The following is a 21,200-nucleotide window of genomic DNA, read 5'->3' as shown; positions in this document are numbered from 1 at the left end:
CCAAATATAAATATTAAGTCATTTCTATAAAAGAAATGACTTAATATTCAATAATTCTAGCATACTTTGTGATTTATTGGAAGGTTAACATTCTTATTTAATTTTCATAACTTTCCTTGCAATTGCTATTCCTGCTCTATAAAGTATACTTTCCATTTCCTTACTTACGGTTTTTAATTCAGACCTTATACTGATTTTTTGAGGACAGTGGCTTTCACATTTTCCGCAGTCTTTGCACTGGGAAGCATATGAAGGCTGTGCGGCAACCGCTCCTAAGTTTCTGTAATATTGAAATCTTATGCCCTTATCCCTAATAAGATACTTATCGTTATAGTGGGAAAAACAACCGGGTATGTCAACTCCTGCAGGACATGGCATACAGTAACCGCAAGCAGTACAAGGTATTTTTGTTCTTTCATGTAATATCCTTTTAACATTATCAAAGACACCAAGTTCTTCATCTGTAAGGGAATTGGCATGTGAATCCGAGGCTATTCTTATATTGTCCTCAACCTGTGCCTCATCACTCATTCCCGATAAAACCACGTTTACCTGGGGATGATTCCAAATCCATCGCAAGGCCCATTCTGCCGGAGACCTGTCACGGTTGCATTCTGCGAATGCCTTTTTTACGTCTTCCGGGAGGTTTGTAACCAGTTTCCCTCCTCTTAAAGGCTCCATGACAATTACAGGAATTCCCATCTCATTTGCAAGAATTAATCCGTCCTTTGTGGCCTGATTATTTTCATCCATGTAATTATATTGTATCTGACAGAATTCCCAAGGGTATGCCCTCAGAATCTGTTCGAAATCATTTTTAGCTCCGTGAAAGGAAAACCCAATATTTTTTATTGTACCTTTTGCTTTAAGTTCTTCCATCCACGTCAATACACCCATATCTGCAAGTCTGTTAAAGCCCGCTTTGTCTGTCAGCATGTGAAGTAGATAATAGTCAATATAGTCTGTTTGAAGGCGCTCCAATTGAGTATTGAATATTTTTTTTGCATTATCAAGATTCTTTACCATAAATGGAGGTAATTTTGTAGCTATTCTGACCCTTTCACGGTAGCCTCCGACCAAAGCCTTTCCCAAGAGACTTTCACTTTTGCCTCCGTGATAAATATAAGCTGTATCGAAATAGTTTACACCTTTTTCTATAGCATTGTGTATCATCCCTATCGCTCTTGGTTCATCAATTCCCCCTGCTCTGGTTGGAAACCTCATACACCCGAATCCCAGAATAGATAGTTCTTCTCCGTTTTTTTGATTTATTCTTGTTAACATGATGTATCTCCCTCAACTTTCACTTTCAACATGAATTCATATCCTTTCGGGGTATTCGAATTTGTATAATCAAAACAAGCTGTTTTACCCTGATGCTCAATTGAAAGCCATAAATGGCATAAAGCTATTCCCGTATCTATTTGATTCATTTTATTATAAATAGGAGCTTTCAATAAACTCAGCTTTTCACGGCTAATAATAATTTCATTTGGGTCTCCGCTGAAATACCAGGGCTGAGAGTTGGATGCCGACGGTGCAAGCCTGGCGGCTTCCAGCAATTGATTAGCTCCGTTAATTGATGTTATTTCCGAAATGCCCTTCCGCTTAAATTCAGAAGTATCAGCCCTGTGAATCTTCTCCTGCGTATTACCGAAGGCAAGCATAATAACAAATTCCAGACCGTTTTGTAAAGTCGGAACTTCTTTAGAAGGCTTAGCCATACCCAACCAGCAGCTTCCCAAATTTACGGATGAAAGAAATAAGTCAACCTGCTGAAGCATGAAACCTGCATTCAACAAATACCCCTCTTTTTTTTCGGAGTAAATTAAAATATAATGGGGCGCCTTTATAGGAAGTATATTTTTTACTTTATCATCGGTAAGAAAAGAAAATTCACACTTTATATCGGGTATCAAGGGTTTTGCATTGTCAGCAAAGTCCTTGATCTCCTTCAGTTGCTGAGCCGTCAGAGGTGTCATATTGTATTTTCTGACAGACCTTCTGGTAAAAATTGTTTTATATAGTTCTTCGTTAGTCATGTAACTCTTCCTCCAATTTATTGAATAAATAAAAATTCTATCCATCAGTATCCGTATAATCCAGCCTAAATTAGTATATTTATTGTTTTCAGTATATATTTCTGATTTTGGAGTGTCAATAAAAATAGAACTGATATTTCCCGATTTAATTTACATAATAATTAGTAATGGTAACCAAATGAAGGAAACTGTCATAAAATATTTTATAGAATAATTTTTTAGGAGGTCACTATGGAAGATTATGATTATAGAAATTGTATGCAAATGATGAATGTTCCCAGCCAGTATTCACCCATGATGGAGATGCCCCAAGATCAGCTAATGGGCATGTTTCCCAGATGCTACCATATTATAATGCCTGAAGTTGGACGTATGTGCGATAGAATGTGTGCACAATACGGACCCATGTTTAACCCCAGCCGTCAAATGCTGGACTCTATGGTCGATGATATCGATAATAGGGTTGGTGCAGATGTTGATATGGACTATCAGGATTTTGAAGGGTGTGAAAACAGACAATTTGTATTAGGTGGATTTGGCGGAGGCAGAAGACGTTTCAGACGCGATCTCATTTCAATTCTCCTGCTTAGGGAACTGTTAAGGAGAAGACGTCCTCATTTTGGGGGTTTTGGGGGTTTCGGTTTTTAATCAGTAATAAAGTTAATATCTGAATCTCTTAATACTACATTTTATTCATGCGCAAGACAGGTAGTCTTCAGTTCACGAAGGCCGCCTGTTTTTATATCACTGTATCAAAATTTCGAATAATTGTAAAAACAGAGGTAAAAATAAAATTTGTAGTGAGGCACGATTCTGAGTAAAAAATAATCACTTAGAAGGAATAAATATGCAATTAGCTTCTCATGAAGTAAATGATCTTAGATAACTAACTACAAGCTGTGTAAATTCAATCACAAACATGGCCTTATTTCTAAATTCCGTACAGGACAATGAACTAAAATCTTTGATTCAAAAGCATTTACCGTATCATATTAAAGATTACAATACAAAGGTGGAATACCTGAGCAGAACCTCCGGAGCAAAAACCGGCCTGCCTATTCTCCCGATAACAAATATTATTCAGAATTACACCAGTTCAGAAACTCCCCCTGTTCCTGTTACTCCACGAACCGATGTACAAGAACTTAATGACCGTGAAATTGCAACATCTTATCTGCTAACCCTGAAGCGTGCAGGCAGGGAATACGCCTGAGCAGCGATGGAAGCAAGCAATCCTGAAATTAGAATGTTTTTAGAGGATGCTTTTAAAATGAGTTCACACCATGCTTATGATATATGGCAATGGATGGTTCAAAAAGGCTATTATCCCCTCGAAGCCGCTCCTTCTGAAACCATTGAAAAGCTTGGGAGTTTGTATAACCCAGTTGAACAGAGCACTTTTGAAACAATACACTAATTACAGTTTTACAATAGCTTACGAAAGGTTAATTAAATATCCTGCGTAAGCTATTTTTACTATTTCTGCTTTTATTTATCACATTTTTCTAATTGAAAATAATATAATAGTATTAGCATATATTATTGGAGTACATATATTTATGAACTATAATTATATTCCCACAGGACAGCACCAATTGCCTCCTCTGCCATACTCTTATAACGCACTTGAGCCAGTTATAAGTCAAAGAACATTGAGAATACACCATGATAAACATCACAAGGCCTATGTTGACGGATTAAATAAAGCAGAAATCAATCTTTCAGACGCCAGGAAAAAAAGTGATTATGAATATATAAAGTACTGGGAAAACGAGCTGGCATTTAATGGATCAGGGCATATTCTGCATAGTATTTTCTGGACTATTATGGCACCACCCGGTATGGGAGGGAATCCCGGTATGCAAACTATTAATTATATAAATAATTATTTTGGAAATTTTGGTGCCTTTAAGGAACAATTTACAAGTGCAGCAGAAAAAGTGGAAGGCTCAGGATGGGCTATACTTATTTGGCAGCCTGCATGGAGAAGACTTGAAATTCTTCAGGCTGAAAAGCACCAGAACCTTACTCAATGGGGAGGTATCCCGATTTTAGTTTGTGATGTTTGGGAACATGCATATTATCTGGACTATCAGAACGAACGAAAAAAGTTTATAGATTCATGGTGGGGAATTGTAAACTGGAATGAGGTTGAAAACAGGCTGATTTTCGCCTCAAACGGTCAATTGCCTCTAATTACAATAAATACAATGGGTTATAAAAATCCATAAAAAAAGGCCCGCTATATAAGCGAGCCTTTAATTTCAATAAACTGAATTATCGAGGTTGTATGTAGAATTTTATAGCTGTTCTTTCTTCTCCATCGATATTTACTTCAGCAAATGCAGGAACTGCCACAAGGTCAATTCCATTTGGTGCTACAAAACCTCTTGTTATTGCTATTGCCTTGACTGCCTGATTTACTGCCCCTGCTCCTACTGCCTGAATCTCTGCATAATTGTTGTCCCTCAAAACTGCAGCCAATGCTCCAGCAACTGATTTGGGTTGTGAATTAGCTGAAACCTTTAGTACTTCCATATTATACATCCTCCTAAAAAAATGCTTTAAAAAAAGACAAAAAAATAAAATATAATTGTATTTATATCTATTCTATATATTTCATCGAATTCCTGCTTTTTACATTTAAAATTTTTTAAAAAATTTTGTTTATTTATTTATGTTCCTATAATTTCGAATTTTTCGACATTAAGCTTCTCCATAATCCGAATATTTTTAAAATTAAACTCATTTTTAAGTGTATTTATATTAACCCTTTTCTGCCCTATTACATTTGAAATATACCTAGGATTACACTCTATAATTATTTCAGGTAATTTATCAAGTTTATTATTAATTATATATTCTTTTATTCTTTTTAGAGTAAGTCTTGATTCCACAAGCTGTCTGAAGGCAGGATGAAAAGGCCCTGCAACAACCTCACCGGATTCGCTGATATTATCTGTGGGTTGCAGGCCTATTCTTATAACATTGATATTGTTTTGTTCATATATATCCAGCAGTTCGGCGGAAATATCCACTGCTTCATCAATTGTAAGAGGACGATATTGTCCATCGTTATACATCTTCTGTAAATAAGTATTCTCAATTACAAGTGTAGGATAAATGCGTACAATATCGGGAGCCAGTTCCAAAACCTTTTGGGCCGTTGTTATCGCCTTTAATCTGGCATCACCGGGAAGACCTATCATTGTTTGAATACCAAGTGAAAAGCCTCTGTCCTTAATCATTTTTGCAGCATTTTTTACTTCTTCAATGCCATGTCCTCTGTTTGTGCATTTCAAAACATCGTAATCCAGACTCTGAACGCCCAATTCTATAGTTCTTACACCGTATCTTTCAAGTAAATCCAAAATCGTTGAACTTATATAGTCAGGTCTGGTTGAAAGCCTTATTTGATTTACTTTTCCTTCCTCAATGTAACTATATCCAATCTTGAGATACCATTCCTGCTCCTTTAGTGATATCCCGGTAAAACTGCCACCGTAAAAACCAATTTCTACAAAAGCGTTACCGCTTGTTTCCAAATGACTTTCAATGGTCCGGCGGATATCTTCTTCACTGGCTTCATTTGTTTGACCGCTAATAATTTTCTGGTTGCAGAAGATACAATCAAATGGGCAACCTTTGTGTGGTACAAAAATGGGAATTACTATATGCTTCTTGATTTGCAAACACTCCTTCAGCCTTATTGGGTTTTTAGATTATTTAAGGCATCTTTTGCTGCATTTTGTTCAGCTTCTTTTTTAGAATGTCCTTTTCCCTGCCCTTGAATAGCACCATTTATCTTTACTTCAGTAATAAATGTCTTGTTATGGTCAGGGCCAAATTGGTCAGTAACAATATAAGAAATTTGTTGTTCTCCGTTTTGTTGAACCAATTCCTGCAGCTGCGTCTTATAATCGTAAAAAAGTTTTCCTTCAATACATGACTTTATAATTTTATCCATGTATTTGTATACAAATACTTTAGCGGTTTCAAAACCACCGTCAATATATAATGCTCCTATCAGTGCCTCAAATGCATCTGAAAGCAAAGAAATTTTCTCTCTGCCTCCTGACAGTTCCTCCCCTTTTCCAAGTAAAAGATACTTTCCCAGGCTTATGTCAGTGGCACATTGGGATAACGAGTTTTCACATACAATTTTAGCTCTTGTTACAGATAGCTCTCCTTCGGGCAGATTTGGCCTTTTCTGGAACAGATATTCACTTATAATAAGGCCTAAAACTGAATCTCCCAGAAATTCAAGTCTCTCGTTATATTTTAACTTTTTTGCCTTCTTTTCATTTGCAAATGAGCTGTGAGTAATAGCAGCAAAGATAACGTCTTTGTTCTTAAAATTGTGTCCTATTATATTTTCAAGCTCAGAAATACTATTATCATAATCTGTTTGTTCCATTATAGTCCTCCAATAACGCTCAAATCTTAATTCAATTTATCAAATAATTAGTTATATTCAAAAAAATAACAGGAGGGAAAAACCCCACCTGTTATTTTACACTTTTATATTAATATCATCAACACTTTGTAATTATTCATATTTCTTTAAACAAATTGTAGCATTGTGACCGCCGAAGCCAAGTGCATTTGAAAGTGCATATTTAATGTTACCTTCTCTTCCCTTATTTGGTACACAATCAATGTCACATTCAGGATCCTGATTTTGAACATTTATTGTTGGTGGCAGGAAGCTGTCGTGAATAGCCATTGCTGTAGCTATTGCTTCAATCGCACCTGCTGCACCCAATAAGTGTCCGGTCATTGACTTGGTTGAACTCATTGCAAGATTAGCTGCATGACTGCCAAATACTGTTTTTACGACATTTACTTCTCCAGGATCATTTAAAGGAGTAGAAGTTCCATGAGCATTGATGTAGCTAACTTCTTCAGGCTTTATACCTGCATCATTAATTGCCATCTGCATACTCTTAATACCCCCTAAACCTTCCGGATGAGGAGCAGTTATGTGGTAAGCGTCACAAGTACATCCGTATCCAACAACTTCTGCCAGTATGTTTGCGCCTCTATTGAGTGCATGTTCAAGTTCTTCCAGTACTAAAACTCCGGCACCTTCACCCATAACAAACCCGTCTCTGTCCTTGTCAAAAGGTCTTGAGGCTGTTGCAGGATCAGGGTTCTTACTCATTGCTCCCATATTACAGAAACCTGCAAAACTGATAGATGTTAAAGATGCTTCTGCACCGCCGGTCAGCATTAAATCAGCATCTCCTCGCTGTATAACCTTGAATGAATCACCTATAGCATTATTAGATGTTGCACAAGCTGTTACAACACATTCGTTAAAACCCATGAATCCGTATTGAATAGCTATACGTCCGGAAGCCATATTTGAGATCATCATTGGTATGAAAAACGGACTAACTCTTCCAGGTCCTTTGCTAAGAAGAACGCTGTGCTGTTCTTCGAAAGTTTCTATTCCACCGATTCCGGATCCGACAATAACACCGCATCTGTCCTTATCCAAAGAATCCAAATCAAGCTTTGCATTTTCTACCGCCATTTTTGAAGCAGCCATAGCAAACTGATTGTATCTATCCATTCTTCTTGCTTCTTTTTTATCCATGAATAGATTAGGATCAAAATCCTTTATTTCAGCGCCAACCTTTGTTGACATCTCAGAAACATCAATTCTGGTTATTTCACTGATACCGTTTCTTCCCTCTTTTATTGAACCCCAAAATTGATCCAATCCAAAACCAAGTGAAGATACTACCCCAGCTCCTGTTATAACTACACGTCTTTTCATTTTCATAAACCTCCAAAAGGTGAATTTTTAAAATATACAAAGATCTGAAATTTTAGATTATATATCAAAACGTCTTTAAGACATTAGAAAAATTTATGTTACGTCATATAATATTAAAAAAGCCCCTATTGGGGACTTTTTTAAGTATTACTTTTGATGTATTCAACAACATCACTAACTGTTGTGATCTTCTCTGCTTCGTTATCAGGTATCTCAAGACCAAATTCCTCTTCAAGAGCCATTATAAGCTCTACTATATCAAGAGAATCAGCTCCAAGATCATCTATGAAGGAAGCTTCCATAGTTATATCTTCTTCTTCAACACCCAACTGCTCAACAATCAATTTTTTAACTTTATCAAAAACCATACATTCACCTCCTTCCAAAGGATGGTTCTATAATGCATACATTTTTAACTATGGTATGCAAATTAATAATTATTAAGCTGAATAGCCTTTAACCCAGCATATCCAAACATAATATTATTACATAACTAATCCACCGTCAATATCTATAACCTGCCCTGTTACATAACCGGCTTCCTCAGAAGCTAGAAAAGCCACTACATTAGCTACTTCTTCCGGCGTCCCAAACCTTCCGAGTGCTATCTTTTCTATATACTTCTTCTTTAAATCATCCGGTAATATTTCCGTCATATCACTGACAATCGCACCCGGACACACTACATTACAGATAATCCCCCGTGGTGCAAACTCCTTTGCGGTGGTTTTCGTCAAACCGATAAGTCCTGCTTTTGATGCCGAATAATTTGCCTGCCCTGGATTACCGTAATTACCGGCAACTGATGAGATATTAACTATTCTGCCATACTTTTTTTTCAGCATAAGTTTTGCTGCAGTTTTTGTACAGAGGAAAGCACCCTTTAGATTAATGTCAAGTACGCTGTCCCAATCGTCCTCTGACATCATCGCCATTGGCTTATCCTTTGTTATCCCTGCATTATTTATAAGAATATCAATACCTCCAAAGGTATTTACCGCAGTATTTATCAAGGTCTTCACATCTTCTGCATTCCTAATATCACCTACAACTGCTGCAACCTTTATTCCCACGGCTTCCAGTTCTTTAGCCGTGTCCAGAACTTTATCTGTTGTTCCGTTGAGAACAACATTTGCTCCGAGTTTACCGAGTTTTTCAGCAATGGCTTTTCCGATTCCTCTTGATGACCCGGTTATAACAGCAGTTCTCCCTACAAATTGCATTTTGTGTACACCTCCAAATCAAACAACTATTAAGTATTAAGTATTTTAAGCCAGTACTTCAAACGCTTTATTCAAAGTTTCCAAATTCTCAACATTTATTACTGTCACGTTCTTGTCAATCTTCTTTACAAAGCCGCTTAAAGCCTTTCCAGGGCCTATTTCTACAAATGTATCCACACCCTCGGCAAGCATAGTTCTTATACATCTTTCCCAAAGTACGGAGGTGCTAACCTGTCTTATTAAAAGATCCTTGACCATACCTTTATCTGTAACAGCATCACCGGTAACATTGGTTACTACAGGAATCTTTATATCATTCAAAGCTACCTTGTCGAGTTCAACTGCGAGTTTCTCACCAGCAGGTTTTAAAAGAGTGCAATGGAATGGTGCACTGACAGGCAGCAACATTGCTCTTTTAGCTCCTTTAGCCTTGCAAAGCTCCGCTGCCTTTTCAACAGCTGCAGTTTCTCCAGCTACTACTATCTGACCCGGGCAGTTGAAATTAGCCGGTTCAACAATACCTATTTGTGATGCCTCTTTACAGCACTCTATTACATCATTATTTTCAAGTCCTATAATTGCTGCCATAGCTCCAACTCCTACAGGTACAGCCTCCTGCATATACTTTCCTCTTTTTTTAACAAGAGAAACAGCGTCCTTGAAACTGATTGTACCTGCTGCAACGTGGGCGGCATATTCACCAAGACTCAAACCGGCCACAAAATCAGGTGTGATACCCTTTTCCAAAAGAGGCTGCATACAGGCAATACTGGTAGTAACAATAGTTGGCTGGGTGTTTTCAGTTATCTTTAATGTTTCATCATCACTGTTGAATATCATTTCCCTGACATCAAAACCCAATGCCTCTGTTGCTTCGTCAAATATTCCACCGGCACACTTATATTTGTCTGCGATTTCCTTACCCATTCCTACGTACTGAGCACCTTGCCCAGGAAATAAAAAAGCTACTTTACCCATATAAATCCTCCTACTCATATAATAAATAATACATTAATTATTTGCTATTTAAACCACTTAACAGCCATTGAACCCCAAGTCAGTCCTCCGCCAAAAGCAACAAGAACCATTTTGTCATCTTTTTTTAATTTCCCTTCTCTTTTGGCTTCATCCATTGCTACAGGAATGGATGCCGAAGAAATATTACCGTATTTATTTATAATGTAGTGTATTTTATCATCTGTAATACCAAGTTTCTTTATGGCACCATCAATGATTCTGGTATTTGCCTGATGTGGAAAAATAAAATCAAGCTCATTTATATCCATATTTAAGTTATCTAAAACATGCATTGTTGCAGTTGACATGGCCTTTACGGCAAATTTAAATACCTCTTTGCCATCCATCCATAACGTGTTGTATTTTTCGTTTACTCTCTTTTCCTTTTCTTCTTCGGAAACGTAAAGGTTTGGAATTGTTATATTCATACCTTCTGCTCCGTTCGATCCAAGGAATGAATCAAGTATTCCATATCCTTCTTCAACTTCTCCAAGTACGACTGCACCGGCAGCGTCTCCGAAAAGAATGCAGGTATTTCTGTCTTCCCAGTCAACAATCTTGGACAAGCCTTCACATCCGATTACTAAAGCATGCTTATAAACTCCGTTTGCAATAAACTGCTGCGCAACTGATAAAGAGTAAATAAACCCTGTACAAGCTGCATTCAGGTCAAAAGCAGTGGCATTTACAGCTCCAATAGCTCCTTGAATAATACATGCCATGGATGGAGACATATAGTCAGGGGCTTCGGTTGAAAGAATAATCAGGTCAATGTCTTCAGCTTTTAAGCCTGCATCTTCCAAAGCCCTATTTGCTGCCTCAATTCCCATCGTGTAGTTTGGGGTATCATCATCTAAGACACGTCTCTCTGATATTCCTGTTCTTTTTAATATCCATTCGTCTGATGTATCAACCAATTTTTCCAAATCATTATTGGTAAGTACTTTTTCAGGTACAAAGCTTCCTGTACCAATTATCCCTACACTCTTAGTCGATTTTATCATCGGAAGAGTCCACCTCCATATTCTTGAATTGTTCTTTAATTTCATTTACCACGCCATTTTCTATTAATGGTATAGCTCTATTTAAAATTGCATATCTTATTGTTTTTGCCTTCGATGAACCATGACTCTTTATTACCAATCCATTAACACCTAAAACAGGAGCTCCTGCAAGTTCATCAGGATCGAATTTACTTTTAAAATTCTTAAAAAACGGTTTGAGTATCAGATAACAAAGCTTTGTAAAAAAATTTGATGTAAATATTTTTTTGAGTTCTCCAAGAAATAGAGATCCCGCACCTTCATAAAGCTTTAAAGCAACATTTCCTACGTAGCCGTCACAAACAGCTACGTCAACATCTCCGCCTGGGATATTGTTTCCTTCGGTATTTCCAACAAAATTGAGTTGAGAAGAAGAAAGAATACTGAATGCCTGCTTGAGAGTATCATTTCCTTTTGCATCTTCCGATCCTACATTCAATAGGCCAACTTTTGGACTTTCTTTTTTATAAATCAGTTTCATATAAATGGAACCCATTATTCCGAACTGCAAATAATTTATTGGTCTGCAAACGGTATTCATACCTGCATCTATTATCAGAACCATATCTTTTTTTGATGGAACCAACGCCGGAAGTGATGGCCTGTCGATTCCCTTTATACGACCTACTATCAACAGCGCTCCTGTCATAATAGCTCCGGTATTACCGGCTGATATAAAAGCATCACCCTTATTCTCTTTTAAGAGCTTCATACCTACAACCATGGAGGAATCCTTTTTACTTCTTATAGCCTTTGTAGGAGTATCCTCTCCTGTTATAACCTCTGTTGCATTGACAATGCTTATTCTATCTTTATTAAATTCCTTTTTGCTTAAATTATTTTCTATTATTTCGCTTTTACCAACAAGAGTAATATTGAAGCCTTCTTTCATATTTATAGCTTCAACACAACCGTCTATTATAGCATCAGGTGCATTATCTCCACCCATCGCATCAACAATAATGTTAATCATCTTTGTCACTCTCCAAAAGTATCTTTAAATAAATATTCAGAATATACTTAAACAATTTCATATTTTTTCTTTAATTGTATTTTCATTAAGAGATACCAGTATAAATTTTCCTCTGAATACTTCAACGTTTTTTTCGTATATTTTGACCCAGACAATAAACCTGTTTCCCTTAGACTCTCTGACCTCTGCTTTTGCTACTATTCTTGCACCTGCATAAACAGGAATCTTGTATTTTATATTTGCTACTCCAACTAAGGCTACCTGTGAATCTATTACTGCAATGGCAAGAGTCTCTGCCAATGAATAAATATAGTGTCCCCGTACAATATGAGTTTTTTCAAATGCCATTGTACTATTGGTTTCCATAAGTGAAATTGCATTTTGTCCAAGCTGTAAATCTATCAATTCACCGATAAATTCCCTGCTTTTGAGTGACTTTAATTTCTCCTGATTGCTCTCAGCAACATTTTTAATTCTTTCACGCAGCTCTGGAATTGAAAGTTCCAGTCGGTCAAGTCTGATTGTTGGTACGCTCACTTTAAAGTAATCAGCTAATTCTTCATCTGTTAAAAATGGGTCGTACTTAATTTTCTCAAGCAGAGTCTTTTGCCTTTGCTGTTTGTGAGAAGACGATCTGCTCACTTACAACCACCCCTTATAATTATTATCTATAATTATTACCAGATACTAATTGCTGATAATAGGATTATATATTAACTTTACTATTATTGCAACTATTTTCTGATAATATTAAATTTCCCGTAGGTACTAATATTAAATTAACATAAACATATTTTATTTTGGTTTTCTCTTTACCAAAACTCTCTACCACTAAGATGTACGACATAATAAATAGCCGCAGTTTCCTACGGCTACTTTTGTATATCAATATAAAAATTGGTTTTACATCCCGCCCGACTTAAGTATTTTTAAGTTCTTCGCAAAAAAGTCTATTCCTGAATATATTGTTATTATAACAGCTATAAACATCAGGTAGGAGTCAACCGGCACATCTGTAAATATTGAGAATGGCCAATTCTTTAAAAGACAAACCGAAACTGCAACAGTCTGGAATACCATTTTAACTTTTCCTGACTTGTTTGCTGCAATAACCTGTCCTTCTCCTGCGGCAACTAAACGTAATCCTGTAACTAAAAGTTCTCTAGAGATTATAATCATAGCTGCCCAACCTGTTACAACCTGTTGCTGAACCAAAGCAATTAATGCAGCAGTAATTAGTAATTTATCGGCTATTGGATCAAGAAATTTTCCAAAAGCAGTAACAAGTTTATGCTTTCTGGCAATATATCCGTCAACTCCGTCAGTGCTTGCAGCCAAAATAAATAGCACAGCAGCAACGTAACTTCCATAATTATTTATAAAATCATTTACTGACAACATTTCATCTTTCAAGAAAGACAAAAGCTGAAAATTAACTGTAGCATCAGGAATTGGTATAACAAAAATCATAAATAACGGAACTAAAAATATCCTTGATATAGTTATTTTATTTGGTAAATTCATTTATGACCTCTCCTATCAAATCATAATCTTCGGAATTAAGAATCCTTACATCTGTAAAACTACCTATTGAAAGCTCTTCAGGACTGGTAAAATAAATAACCCCGTCAATCTCAGGAGCTTCTGCATAAGTACGTCCATAATAGAATATACCATCATCAGCAATACCGTCAACTATAGTTTTGTAGACTTTTCCATTCCTTTTTTGATTTATTTCCCTGCTGATTGAATTTTGAAGCTCGAGAATCTTTTTTTGCCTTTTTATTTTAATATGCTTTGGTATTTGGCTTTTCATTTTCGCTGCAGGTGTACCATCTTCTTTGGAATAAGTAAATACGCCTACTCTATCCAGCCTGAATTCCTTTAAAAAAGCAATCATCTCTTCAAAATCTTCCTCTGTCTCACCGGGAAATCCAACAATCAGTGATGTTCTAATTGTAATACCGCTAACTTTTTCTCTTAATTTATTCAGTACTTGCTTAATCTCAGAAATAGTGCCTCTTCTTCCCATTTGCTTTAATACTCTATCTGATGCATGCTGAATCGGTATGTCAAGGTATTTGCACACCTTTGGATTTTTAGCTATTTCTTCAATAAGCTCATCGTCTATTTCCTCAGGGTAGCAATACAAAAGTCTTATCCATTCTATTCCACTAACGTCTGATAGCTTTCTGATTAATTCGGGAAGCATTTTTTTGCCATATAAGTCAGTACCATAGCGAGTACTGTCCTGTGCAACGATAATGATTTCCTTAGCACCTTTTTCAGCCAAAAGCTCAGCTTCTCTAACTAATGACTCCATTTTACGGCTCCTGTATTTACCTCTGAGAAATGGTATTATACAGTATGTGCAGCGATTGTCACATCCTTCTGATATTTTCAAGTAGACAGAATGTTTGGCTGAAGAAATCACTCTCTCTTGGTCAAGATAATCAGTTTCGTCTAGCTTTCCATAAGATACTGTCTTCTCACCCATATAAGCAAGATTAATTACTTCAGCTATTTCTTTATAATTACCCGTTCCCAGAACTGCGTCTACTTCCGGTATCTGTTCAAGTATTTTTTCTTTATATCTTTCTGCCATACAACCAGTAACTATAAGTACCTCACAATTGCGTCCCTTTTCATCTGCCATTTCTAAAATTGTATTTATGGATTCTTGCTGAGCTGATTCAATAAATCCGCATGTATTTACTATAAGTACATTAGCATCTTCCTTATTGTTTACAATTTCATAATCTGCATGTGACAGCATACCAAGCATTATCTCGCTGTCTACCAAATTTTTGGGGCATCCCAATGAGACGATGCCTATCTTTTTTTTCACCTAAAACCCTCCATGTTTCGATTTAAAGTTCGTAGATTTCTGTTTCAATACTATAAAAAGTTCTAATAAAAATTATTTAATAATAATTACAGATTGTCAATGTTTTAGGTAAATAATTTGCAAATATTTAATTTTTTTTGCAGTTAAAATCCGCATTACATCAGTCTTCTGGTAGGTATTTACTTATTGCTTTTGAAATTTGGTTATAACTGAACCCTTTGCCTGCAAGATAAGATTTCATTTTTCTAATCAAAATCTCATCAAACTCGTTATATTTGGAATACCTTTTTCTGAGTAATTCCAAAGCTACCTGATCATCATCAGGGTTTAATTCTTCAATCACACTGCTTATTATATCGTCAGGAATTCCCTTATTTTCCAGTTCCATTTTCAATAGCTTTATAGACCTTGGTTTCAGCTTTGTTTTTTCGGATATGTACTTAGCGGCATATTTGTAATCATTTATGTAATCTATTTCAGTTAAATCTTTTATCACTTGGTTTATTGTACTTTCCTCATACCCAAGATCACTAAGCTTTTCTTTTACTTCATAAGAAGTTCTGAGCTTTAGTGAAAGAAATTTTACCGCAGAATTCTTTGCAGCGGCGTAAACCTCATATTTAAGTATGTAATCCAGTGTTTCCTGCTCAATGGTTTTATCAATGGTAAGGTTAAGAGCATCAATACGTTTCAGGGGCAAGACGAATTCTGTCTTGTTATCAATGCAGACACTTGCCATGGATTTATTCTTATCACTTTTTTCTATTGATGTAATCCTCATAACAGCCTCCGTTAGTATTCCCATGTACATCCATACTATATATAAGGCATGCCTGTATGGAATTAATCCTCCGGCATGCCTCATAATGACACTAATTATTTTTCCTTTATTATATATATCACTTATTCAATTTCATCAAGTGCAACATCTTCGTCCTCTTGGGGTACTTCTTTTTGAGGAACAGCAGTTACAACAAAATTGTTTCTGATAAGTTTCTCAATTTCACTGCACATAGCAGGATTTTCTTTTAGATATTGTTTTGCATTTTCACGTCCCTGACCTATACGCTGACCGTTGTATGAGAACCACGCTCCACTCTTGTTGACAATATCCATGCTAACAGCTATGTCAAGTATACCACCTTCTCTTGATATACCCTCGCCATAAACGATATCAAACTCCGCTTCTTTGAATGGAGGTGCAACTTTGTTTTTTACAACCTTTACTCTTGTTCTGTTACCAACAACTTCATTGGCTTGCTTAATGGCTTCAATTCTTCTGACGTCAAGCCTTACTGAGGAATAGAACTTTAATGCCCTACCACCAGGCGTAGTTTCCGGATTACCGAACATTATACCAACCTTCTCACGAAGCTGATTAATAAATATTGCAGTTGTATTTGATTTACTAATAACACCGGCCAACTTTCTCAGTGCCTGTGACATAAGCCTTGCTTGCAATCCTATATGGGAATCTCCCATTTCTCCATCAATTTCCGCTTTAGGCACAAGAGCCGCAACAGAGTCAACTACAATAACATCTATGGCGCCACTTCTTACAAGTGCTTCTGTAATCTCAAGAGCCTGTTCACCTGTATCAGGCTGTGATACTATCAAATTTTCTATATCAACCCCAAGTTTCTTTGCATACACAGGATCAAGGGCATGTTCTGCGTCAATAAATGCAGCTTCGCCTCCGGCTTTTTGAGCCTCTGCAATAATATGCAGTGCAACTGTTGTTTTACCTGATGACTCAGGCCCGAAAACTTCAACTATTCTTCCTCTGGGAACTCCTCCGACTCCAAGTGCCAGATCAAGGCTCATTGACCCTGTAGGAATACTCTCTATATTCATATGTGAATTTTCGCCCAACTTCATTACTGCACCTTTGCCAAACTGTTTCTCTATCTGGCCCAAAGCCATCTCTAATGCTTTTTTCTTTTCTAACACGGGGTGACCTCCTTTATCGTTCGAACATTTGTTCTTTTTTTAATTATATATTTTATTTTATCTACAGTCAACTGTTAAATTTAAAATATTTTGTTACTTATGTTTTTTTTACTAACCCCTTAATTTTTCCAATAAATTTATTCTTAACTGCAACTGCTTCGTCAATCTTGAACAACATGGTAAATGTAAAATAAACCGATGCTCCTACTACAATTTCTATTCCCAAGGCTGCTATTTCAATCAGTTTTGAGTGCATTGCAAAAGGCTTTGTAAAATCAACAGGAATAAATTTGTTTAAAATGAATAATACTATCCCCATTACAACCGCAGCTCCCAACAGCTTTAATGAATAGTTAAGCAGTTTTTTCCATCCCATTCCATTCATTCGTTTTGATATTATCACCATCATAATAGCCATATTTACCACGCTTTGTATGGAATATGATAATGACATTCCGGCGGGGCCGAGATCGGTAGCTTTCAGGAATATGTAACAGAAAACAAAGTTTAGTGCGATAGATATTGTACCAACGTAAAGCGGTGTCTTGGTATCGTTATCCGCATAAAAAGCTCTGTTCAGAAGAGCAAGCATTGACTGAGCAATCATTGCAGCCGTAAACAGTAGTAATATACTGCCTGCCGTTATGATTCTCTCTTTCCCGATAACTTGTGACCATTTGTAAACAACGCTGACAACAGGTTGAGAAAGGACTATAAATGCCACTGATGACGGTATTATAAGGTACAGAATTGTTCTGAAACCATTTTCAAGTATTTCCTTAAATTCTCCTACCTTCTTAAGTGCAAGTTTTTCTGAAAGTGTAGGAAGTATTGCTGTTCCAAGTCCCATCGCAAATATGCCGTAAGGCAGCTGCCATAAATCATTTGCATTGTAATATGCTGTTATGCTTCCGTCATTTCTGAACATTGATATAAAATTCAGTGATATAAGTATATTTATCTGTGCTATGGCAGATGCTGCAAGGGATGGTATTGCAAGCTTGAACAGCCTTCTGAATCCCTGATTCTTCCAAAGAATTTTCGGCCTGTAAAACTTTAAATTAGGCCATGCAAAGGATATCTGCATTATGAAATATATGATTGCACTTGCTAATACACCGAATGCAACGTATCTTACACCAAATCTGCTAAGTATGAGTATGCTAAGTGCAGTTCCAAGATTGTAAACTGACGGTGCAAATGCAGCGGAAGCAAACCTCTTATAGGAATAAAGCACTCCGTTTGTTATTCCTGCAAGCATCATAAAACCAACTGACGGGAACAGTATTCTGGTAAGCTGAATTGTCAGCTCCCTTTTTTCGCCCGTTAAGCCTGATGCAGTCATGGATACAACAGCGGGAGCAAAAATTACTCCAAGTATGCATACACCAATCATGGTTACAAATACAACGTTTACAAAAGTTCCGATGGCTTTCCAGCCGTCTTCTTCCTCATTTTTAGCAATGTATCCCGATAGTACGGGAACAAGTGCGGCGGAAATTGCCCCGCCGATTAATAAATTGTACATCAAGTCAGTCGTTCTGAACGCTGCCAGCAATGAATCCGACTGTGCTGCCGTAAGCAGATTATTAATAAGTATTGTTCTGAGATAACCTGTTATTCTGCTTACAACCAACGATGCCATTACTATTATTGCGGCACCTGTTAATTTTTTATTATTTGAACTCAAATTCAACCCTCCCGACTGCTTATTTGCAGTCCTTTTCCTGTGTACATCAATTATCAAAGATCAATTTCCAGCTTTAAAACATGTCTTCTTATTAAATCAAACACATTTAATGCTGTAATCGTTCTGATTTTTTTTCTATTACCTGAAAGTCTCAGCTCTTTTGTGATTGTACCGCTGTCGCTGGAAAGACCTATATACACCAACCCAACCGGTTTTTCAGCAGTACCTCCGCCAGGCCCGGCTATTCCCGTAACGGATATACCGAGGTCAGTCTTTAACCGCTTTCTGATGCCCTCGGCCATTTCTGCTGCTGTTTCACGGCTGACCGCTCCGTATGCTTTGATTGTTTGCTCCTTTACTCCAAGGTATTCCATTTTTGCTTCATTGGAATATGTTACTGCTCCCCCCATAAACACCCGGGAAATACCCGGTACGTCAGTAAGCATCTCTGAAATAAGCCCTCCTGTACAGGACTCAGCAGTTGCAATTGTAATATTGTTCTCTAAAAGAAGTCCTGCAGCCACAGTATCCAGAGTTTCATCCTTGTCAGAGTACAGATTTTCGCCGGTTCTTCTCTTAATCTCATTTACAACAGGCATTAGTATTTTTTCTGCACTTTCTCCCTCTTGAACACTGGCAGTTACCCTTATCGTAACCTCGCCTTCCTTGGCATACGTAGCAATAGTCGGGTTTGTTTGGCCATCAATCAAATCAATTATTTTAGTTTCCATAGCTGATTCACCGATACCAAAAACCCTTAAAATTACTGATTCCAGAGAATAAGCACCCTTATTTTTAAAATATGGCATAACATAATCCAAAAACATTGGCTTCATCTCTACCGGCGGGCCCGGGAGCATTACAACTACCTTTTCTCCCGTTTCTATTATACATCCCGGTGCAGTACCATTATTATTTTTAAGTACTATACAACCTTCGGGCATATAGGCTTGCTTTTCATTATTTGGCGTCATCTGCCTTCCAAGCCTGCTGAAATAGTTTTTTATTTTATTCAGGCTCTCTTCATGAATAACCAACTTTTTACCACAGACCCGTGAAATAGTTTCCTTTGTTAGATCATCTTGGGTAGGTCCCAGGCCGCCTGTTGTAATAACAATGTCGCACCGTTCCAAAGCAATTTTCAAAGAGTCTTCCAATCTATCTGGGTTATCACCTACTACACTATGATAATATACCCCAACTCCTGCTTCAGGCAGTTTTGAGGATATATACTGTGCATTGGTATTAACAATCTGCCCCATGAGCAACTCTGTACCAACGGCTAATATTTCTGCTCTCATATTTGTGCCTCCGTTATAAAGTAAATAAACCGTATTTATTTATTATACAACATGAAAACAAAATAGTAAGCAAACATTTAAAAAAAGGAACTAATTTAAGAAATGGAATTACAGAAAAGAAATTTGAGTTCAATTAATCAATTTAATTATAACATAATTATGTAGGCTTTCAAGTACTTTTTTTCACAATATGATTATGTATTTATTTTAATTATCGTTATATAATACTTATATAAATTATTTACCAGTACAAATGATTGAATTTATAAAATCAAAGGAGAATTATTATGAAAGCATTATTTATTGGTGGAACAGGCATTATAAGTTCGGCAATTTCGTCCTCTTTGGTTGAACAGGGCTGGGAACTTTTTCTCCTTAACAGGGGTAACAGATCCGAAAGGATACCTGAAGGGGCAAAACTCCTAAGGGCTGATATAAATGACGAAGCGCTTGTAAGTTCCCTTATAAAAGACGAAAATTTTGATGTTGTGGCAGATTTCATTGCATTTGTACCTTCACAGGTTGAACGTGATATCAGACTTTTCTCAGGTAGAACAAAGCAATACATATTTATTAGTTCTGCCTCAGCATATCAAAAGCCTCTGTCTGATTTTCGAATAACCGAATCAACACCACTTGCAAACCCCTATTGGGAATATTCTCGTAATAAGATTGCTTGTGAGGAACTTCTAATGTCAGAATACCGTAACAACGGATTTCCTGTGACTATTGTTCGTCCCAGCCACACTTACGACGATAGCAGCGTTCCTTTAGGCGTTCATGGAAATAACGGCAGCTGGCAGGTAATAAAGAGGATGCTGGAAAACAAGCCTGTAATTATTCACGGTGACGGAAGCTCTTTATGGACTTTGACATATAATACTGACTTTGCCAAGGGCTTTATTGGCTTAATGGGTAATATTCATGCCATTGGTGAGGCGATTCACATTACGTCTGATGAAAGCCTTACATGGAACCAGATATATCAGATAATCGCTTCCACTTTAGGAGTAAATCTCAATGCTGTACACATCGCAACCGATTATCTCGCAGCTTGCAGCGACTATGATTTCACAGGGTCCCTTTTGGGTGATAAGTCAAACACAGTTGTATTTGACAATTCAAAAATAAAAAGGTTGGTACCCGGTTTTAACGCAACTGTGCGTTTTGATCAGGGAGTCAGATTAGTTTTGGAAAATATTCTCTCCCATCCGGAACTCCAGACTGAAGATAAAGAATTTGATGATTGGTGTGATAAAGTTATCAATAATTATATGAATTCTATGAAGAAATAATCATTTTTACCTGACAATGACTTAAAATGTCGG

21 protein-coding genes and 1 pseudogene are annotated in these 21,200 nt (G+C 36.9%); 4 read left to right on the top strand and 18 right to left on the bottom strand.

Annotated elements, in window-relative coordinates; translation table 11 throughout:
* Positions 1 to 93: 93 nt before the first annotated feature.
* Both L323_RS28240 and L323_RS28235 read right to left on the bottom strand, forming a co-directional pair.
* Positions 94 to 1,284, bottom strand: a complete 1,191-nt coding sequence (locus L323_RS28240; protein WP_020814999.1) for an aldo/keto reductase — start codon at positions 1,282 to 1,284, stop codon at positions 94 to 96.
* A complete protein-coding gene (locus tag L323_RS28235; RefSeq protein ID WP_020814998.1) occupies positions 1,278 to 2,042 on the bottom strand; it encodes a nitroreductase family protein in 765 nt (254 codons plus the stop codon). The genes L323_RS28240 and L323_RS28235 overlap by 7 nt, the downstream gene beginning before the upstream one ends.
* A 231-nt stretch (positions 2,043 to 2,273) precedes the next feature.
* Between L323_RS28235 and L323_RS28230 the strand changes: the two genes are divergently transcribed.
* The 3 genes and pseudogenes from L323_RS28230 (at position 2,274) to L323_RS28220 (ending at position 4,273) form a co-directional block, all read left to right on the top strand.
* A complete protein-coding gene (locus L323_RS28230) occupies positions 2,274 to 2,690 on the top strand; it encodes a hypothetical protein (RefSeq protein ID WP_020814997.1) in 417 nt (138 codons plus the stop codon).
* Positions 2,691 to 2,889: 199 nt separating this feature from the next.
* Positions 2,890 to 3,459, top strand: a pseudogene (locus L323_RS28225) (spore coat protein).
* A gap of 142 nt (positions 3,460 to 3,601) precedes the next feature.
* Positions 3,602 to 4,273: a superoxide dismutase gene (locus L323_RS28220; protein WP_020814996.1), complete on the top strand. Its 672-nt coding sequence runs from the start codon at positions 3,602 to 3,604 to the stop codon at positions 4,271 to 4,273.
* A 46-nt stretch (positions 4,274 to 4,319) separates the two neighbouring features.
* Here the strand turns inward: L323_RS28220 and L323_RS28215 are convergent, their stop codons facing one another.
* From L323_RS28215 to L323_RS28140, 16 genes are all read right to left on the bottom strand, one after another.
* Positions 4,320 to 4,580: a stage V sporulation protein S gene (locus L323_RS28215; RefSeq protein ID WP_004620400.1), complete on the bottom strand. Its 261-nt coding sequence runs from the start codon at positions 4,578 to 4,580 to the stop codon at positions 4,320 to 4,322.
* 137 nt (positions 4,581 to 4,717) lie between these two features.
* A complete protein-coding gene (locus L323_RS28210) occupies positions 4,718 to 5,734 on the bottom strand; it encodes an elongator complex protein 3 (RefSeq protein ID WP_020814995.1) in 1,017 nt (338 codons plus the stop codon).
* Between the two features lie 14 nt (positions 5,735 to 5,748).
* Complete coding sequence (rnc, locus tag L323_RS28205) at positions 5,749 to 6,459, bottom strand: ribonuclease III (RefSeq protein WP_020814994.1); 711 nt, start codon at positions 6,457 to 6,459, stop codon at positions 5,749 to 5,751.
* Between the two features lie 132 nt (positions 6,460 to 6,591).
* Positions 6,592 to 7,827: a beta-ketoacyl-ACP synthase II gene (gene fabF / locus L323_RS28200; protein WP_020814993.1), complete on the bottom strand. Its 1,236-nt coding sequence runs from the start codon at positions 7,825 to 7,827 to the stop codon at positions 6,592 to 6,594.
* A 140-nt stretch (positions 7,828 to 7,967) separates the two neighbouring features.
* The gene (gene acpP, locus L323_RS28195) at positions 7,968 to 8,195 is read right to left on the bottom strand and encodes an acyl carrier protein (RefSeq protein WP_020814992.1); all 228 of its coding nucleotides are present in this window, start codon (positions 8,193 to 8,195) and stop codon (positions 7,968 to 7,970) included.
* Positions 8,196 to 8,312: 117 nt separating this feature from the next.
* A complete protein-coding gene (gene fabG, locus L323_RS28190; protein ID WP_020814991.1) occupies positions 8,313 to 9,050 on the bottom strand; it encodes a 3-oxoacyl-[acyl-carrier-protein] reductase in 738 nt (245 codons plus the stop codon).
* Between the two features lie 45 nt (positions 9,051 to 9,095).
* Positions 9,096 to 10,028: an ACP S-malonyltransferase gene (gene fabD / locus L323_RS28185; RefSeq protein WP_020814990.1), complete on the bottom strand. Its 933-nt coding sequence runs from the start codon at positions 10,026 to 10,028 to the stop codon at positions 9,096 to 9,098.
* Positions 10,029 to 10,072: 44 nt separating this feature from the next.
* Entirely contained in the window at positions 10,073 to 11,071 is a 999-nt protein-coding gene (locus tag L323_RS28180) for a beta-ketoacyl-ACP synthase III (RefSeq protein ID WP_020814989.1), read from the bottom strand.
* Entirely contained in the window at positions 11,055 to 12,080 is a 1,026-nt protein-coding gene (gene plsX / locus L323_RS28175; protein ID WP_200859508.1) for a phosphate acyltransferase PlsX, read from the bottom strand. The genes L323_RS28180 and plsX overlap by 17 nt, the downstream gene beginning before the upstream one ends.
* Before the next feature lie 60 nt (positions 12,081 to 12,140).
* Complete coding sequence (fapR, locus tag L323_RS28170; protein WP_020814987.1) at positions 12,141 to 12,725, bottom strand: transcription factor FapR; 585 nt, start codon at positions 12,723 to 12,725, stop codon at positions 12,141 to 12,143.
* A 261-nt stretch (positions 12,726 to 12,986) separates the two neighbouring features.
* Positions 12,987 to 13,607 (bottom strand): CDP-diacylglycerol--glycerol-3-phosphate 3-phosphatidyltransferase, encoded by a 621-nt coding sequence (pgsA, locus tag L323_RS28165; protein ID WP_020814986.1) that lies wholly within the window; start codon positions 13,605 to 13,607, stop codon positions 12,987 to 12,989.
* Positions 13,591 to 14,931 carry a 30S ribosomal protein S12 methylthiotransferase RimO gene (rimO, locus tag L323_RS28160; protein ID WP_020814985.1) on the bottom strand — a complete coding sequence of 447 codons (1,341 nt, stop codon included), beginning with the start codon at positions 14,929 to 14,931 and terminating at the stop codon, positions 13,591 to 13,593. Before rimO ends, pgsA begins: the two co-directional genes overlap by 17 nt.
* 160 nt (positions 14,932 to 15,091) lie before the next feature.
* Positions 15,092 to 15,712 (bottom strand): regulatory protein RecX, encoded by a 621-nt coding sequence (locus L323_RS28155; protein ID WP_020814984.1) that lies wholly within the window; start codon positions 15,710 to 15,712, stop codon positions 15,092 to 15,094.
* Positions 15,713 to 15,834: 122 nt separating this feature from the next.
* On the bottom strand, positions 15,835 to 16,881 hold the full coding sequence (recA, locus tag L323_RS28150; RefSeq protein ID WP_020814983.1) for a recombinase RecA: 1,047 nt from the start codon (positions 16,879 to 16,881) through the stop codon (positions 15,835 to 15,837).
* Positions 16,882 to 16,978: 97 nt separating this feature from the next.
* A complete protein-coding gene (murJ, locus tag L323_RS28145) occupies positions 16,979 to 18,571 on the bottom strand; it encodes a murein biosynthesis integral membrane protein MurJ (protein WP_031341922.1) in 1,593 nt (530 codons plus the stop codon).
* A gap of 53 nt (positions 18,572 to 18,624) precedes the next feature.
* Positions 18,625 to 19,872, bottom strand: a complete 1,248-nt coding sequence (locus L323_RS28140) for a competence/damage-inducible protein A (protein WP_020814981.1) — start codon at positions 19,870 to 19,872, stop codon at positions 18,625 to 18,627.
* A 287-nt stretch (positions 19,873 to 20,159) separates the two neighbouring features.
* Here L323_RS28140 and L323_RS28135 point away from each other — a divergent pair, with 287 nt between their 5' ends.
* Positions 20,160 to 21,167: an SDR family oxidoreductase gene (locus tag L323_RS28135; RefSeq protein ID WP_020814980.1), complete on the top strand. Its 1,008-nt coding sequence runs from the start codon at positions 20,160 to 20,162 to the stop codon at positions 21,165 to 21,167.
* Positions 21,168 to 21,200 lie beyond the last annotated feature (33 nt).

It is taken from the genome of Ruminiclostridium papyrosolvens C7 (genome assembly GCF_000421965.1).
Lineage (GTDB): Bacteria > Bacillota > Clostridia > Acetivibrionales > DSM-1351 > Ruminiclostridium > Ruminiclostridium papyrosolvens_A.
Note: the sequence above shows the minus strand (reverse complement) of the source record. Positions and strands in the feature narration are given on the sequence as shown.